We start from the raw sequence: 3,309 nt of genomic DNA, 5'->3' as shown, positions 1-3,309 counted from the left end.
TGTCCTAGTTGTGGATATTCTCTAAATAAAACACCTTTACCCGTGGTTTTGGGACATCGGAAAAAGGCTTTTACCAGTGATGGGGGACATCGTTTTTGTTCTCCTGAAGAAACCTTAAAAACCTATCAACATCATATCGGTCCTATTACGGGAATTGTGCGAGAATTAAATAAGATACAAGGGAATGCTTTAGTTCATACTTATGTAGCTAAACATCATTTTCGCGGCCTGTTTGATGATTTAGACAGTTTACGGCAAAATATTGGAGGTAGAAGTGCGGGAAAAGGCCGTACAGATAGTCAAGCAAAAGCAAGTGGATTTTGTGAAGCTATTGAGCGCTATTCGGGAGTTTTTCAAGGGAATGAAATCAAAGAAGAAGCGAGTTATCAAGAGTTAAAAGATAAAGCTATTCATCCTAACAAATGTATGAATTTTAGTGAAAAACAATACCAACATCGAGAAGAATGGAATGCGAATAATCAAGGATGGTTTCAAAAAGTCCCTGAACCTTTTGATGAAACTAGAATCATTGATTGGACTCCTGTATGGTCTTTAACTGCTCAAGATTTTAAGTATTTACCGACGGGATATTGTTATTATGGTTATTCTCAATCTGAACCCTTAGATTGTTGGGCTGATTCTAATGGCTGCGCCGCAGGAAATACGATAGAGGAAGCGATTTTACAAGGATTTATGGAGTTAGTGGAACGAGATTGTGTGGCTTTATGGTGGTATAATCAATTAGTTAAACCTTCCGTTAATTTAGAGAGCTTTAATGAGCCATATTTTGAGCAATTAAAGCAATATTATGAGGGGTTAAATCGGGAGCTATGGGTGTTAGATATTACCAGTGATTTGAATATTCCCTGTTTTGCTGCTATTAGTCCGAGAAAGGAGCGGGAAGTGGAGGACATTTTGTTAGGGTATGGGGCGCATTTTGACCCGAAAATTGCCATTAGTCGGGCGTTAACGGAGGTTAATCAAATCTTACCGAATGTGTTATCCTTTAAGGAAGATGGGACAACGATTTATAATCCTTCTGCTGATCCTTTGGCGGTTAAATGGTGGCAAACGGCAAGGTTAAGCAATCAATCTTATTTGGTTCCCGATAGTAAAATAATACCCAAAAAAAGTTATGATTATTTACAATTAGCTAGTGATGACTTATTAGCGGATGTTAAATTGTGTCAGCGAATTGTTGAGTCAAAGGGGATGGAAATGTTAGTATTAGATCAGACTCGTCCTGATATTGGTTTAAGGGTGGCTAAAGTCATTGTCCCCGGAATGCGTCATATGTGGAAGCGTTTAGGGGCAGGAAGATTGTATGATGTTCCTGTTAGCATGGGATGGTTAAAAGAAGCTTTGACGGAAGATGAATTGAATCCTTTTCCCATGTGGATGTAACCCTTGTTCATGGTCAATTGTTGATGATTTTAAGTTACTTGGTGAAGATTTCGAGTTTAACTTTCATTCCCGTTTTATCTAAAAGACTGAGTAATTTATCAACAGTAAAACGGCTAATTTCTCCATTCATTAAATCACTAATTTTCGGTTTTGTTTCCTCGAAAAAAGTGGCGGCTTCTTGCTGTGTCCATCTTTTTTCTTGGATAAAAGACCGCAAGGTTAACATCAAATCGGCTCTAATTTTTAAGTTAGTTGCTTCTTCACTGTTAAATCCTAAATCTTCAAAGATGTTATCGCTACCAAAAGTGATCTCAATAGGGTTAGATTGTGTCATGGTTATCCCTCCTGTAATTGTTGTCTAAATTGAATCATTTGTTGATAACGTTGTTGTCCCAATTCAATTTCTTTTTTCGAGGTTTTCTGTGTTTTTTTACCAAAAGCATGAAGGACATAAATCGCTTCTTTAAACCTTGCTACATAAAAGATTCTGTAGGTTTCTCCTGTCCAAATTCTAATTTCTTCTGTTCCTTGACCAATAATGGGAATGGGTTTAAAATCATTGGGTTTCTCTCCTTGTTGAATAGCTCTCAGTTGAAAACCTGCTTTACGCTTTGCGTCTTCAGGAAAATCTCTAATATCTTCCCTTGACGTCCCAATCCAGTAAATGGGTTTATCTCCCATGTTGGGGTTAATGATTAAGGTTGATACCTAATTTAGTATAACAGGATCATCAGTTTGTCAATTGTTCGTTAGTTAACAAGCAAGATAATGATCATTTTAGTTTAACTGAATCTAAGTAAAGTGTATCAGGGCAAATATCTCGTTCATGAGGCCATAAGCAAACTGATTCCTGATAGGTAAAAGGTATGTCAGCGAAGTAACACACCTTTATTAGTGTTGGTTTTTGTTGCTTCAATCTAATCTAGAAGAGCGGCTGGATCATTGGGAGCTATTCCTTCATCTTGATCTAAGATCAATAATATTTTCATTTGTTGAGTTACACTAAATAAGCGCAATCGAATATTGACTGAAAATTGAATCACTTGTAATGATAGGGAGATTTTCAGCCATAGATTGAGCAATAATAATGCGATCAAAAGGATCTCTGTGGTGAAAAGGTAGAGAAGCATTAATTTTTAGATGCTCTGGTTCAAGATTTAGTAAAACAATCCTACTTTCGTTCACTTCTTTCTCAATAAACTCTTCATAGGAAGGAACTAACCTTAACTTTCCTAAATTATATTTAATAGACATTTCCCAAAGACTGGCGATACTAAGATAACTAAAATTGTTCTCATCTTCAATTAAATCTTTGAGAGCATTGCTTAATCTAGGATCGTCATTAACAAACCAAAGAAAAATATGTGTGTCCAATAAAAAAGTCATTCCCTGTAATTGTGAAAGTCTTCAAGAGGTTCATCAAAGTCATCGCTCATCCATACTTTTCCCTTAGCACTTCCTCGTTTTAAGGGTCGTTTGATGGGGGAAATTTTGGCTACTGGCTCGTCGCCTTGCATAATAACAATTTCTTCTCCGTTAATTGCCAAATCGAGAAGTTTTGAGAGATCGGATTTAGCTTGAGCTATATCTAATTTAGTCATAATGTTAAATCTCTATTTAAGTTTTCAAAAAATCTTGCCAATGTTCTTCGTCATCAGCTACGATGGTAATCATTCCTTGACATAGTCCGGGGACTAGGCGTTGGGGCGGTATGGGTATTGGCCCGATTAATTGGGCAATTGGACGATTGTTGTCGGTGATTAACAATTCTTCCCCCAGTTTGAGATTGTCAATCAGTTCGGGGAGTTTAGCCTGGGCTTCTTTGAGAGAGATGATCATGGATGTTGGGTTCTATCTAACTCATGGTGATAACGCTACAATTTTAACTGAATCTCAGCAAGGAAT

The 3,309-nt window shown here is 37.0% G+C and carries 6 protein-coding genes; 1 reads left to right on the top strand and 5 read right to left on the bottom strand.

All coding sequences use genetic code 11. The features are described from left to right. A partial coding sequence (locus PX636_RS01710) for a TOMM precursor leader peptide-binding protein (protein ID WP_288116022.1) occupies nt 1-1,404 on the top strand: 1,404 nt, incomplete at its 5' end. Between the two features lie 34 nt (nt 1,405-1,438). Here PX636_RS01710 and PX636_RS01705 read toward each other — a convergent pair. The 5 genes from PX636_RS01705 to PX636_RS01685 all read right to left on the bottom strand — a co-directional run bounded on the left by PX636_RS01705 (nt 1,439) and on the right by PX636_RS01685 (nt 3,243). Further along, nucleotides 1,439-1,738, bottom strand: coding sequence for a helix-turn-helix domain-containing protein (locus tag PX636_RS01705; protein WP_002757640.1), 300 nt, complete (start codon nt 1,736-1,738; stop codon nt 1,439-1,441). A 2-nt stretch (nt 1,739-1,740) separates the two neighbouring features. Further along, nucleotides 1,741-2,085: a type II toxin-antitoxin system RelE/ParE family toxin gene (locus PX636_RS01700; protein WP_002798095.1), complete on the bottom strand. Its 345-nt coding sequence runs from the start codon at nt 2,083-2,085 to the stop codon at nt 1,741-1,743. 321 nt (nt 2,086-2,406) lie between these two features. Further along, nucleotides 2,407-2,790: a type II toxin-antitoxin system VapC family toxin gene (locus PX636_RS01695; protein WP_288116021.1), complete on the bottom strand. Its 384-nt coding sequence runs from the start codon at nt 2,788-2,790 to the stop codon at nt 2,407-2,409. After that, the gene (locus PX636_RS01690; RefSeq protein ID WP_002798098.1) at nt 2,787-3,005 is read right to left on the bottom strand and encodes a type II toxin-antitoxin system Phd/YefM family antitoxin; all 219 of its coding nucleotides are present in this window, start codon (nt 3,003-3,005) and stop codon (nt 2,787-2,789) included. Before PX636_RS01690 ends, PX636_RS01695 begins: the two co-directional genes overlap by 4 nt. Nucleotides 3,006-3,021: 16 nt before the next feature. Beyond that, entirely contained in the window at nt 3,022-3,243 is a 222-nt protein-coding gene (locus PX636_RS01685; protein WP_002757634.1) for a type II toxin-antitoxin system Phd/YefM family antitoxin, read from the bottom strand. Between the last annotated feature and the right edge of the window lie 66 nt (nt 3,244-3,309).

The sequence above is a fragment of the Microcystis sp. M53598_WE2 genome, from assembly GCF_030067735.1.
Lineage (GTDB): Bacteria > Cyanobacteriota > Cyanobacteriia > Cyanobacteriales > Microcystaceae > Microcystis > Microcystis aeruginosa.
This window is presented reverse-complemented; position numbering and strand designations above follow the sequence as displayed.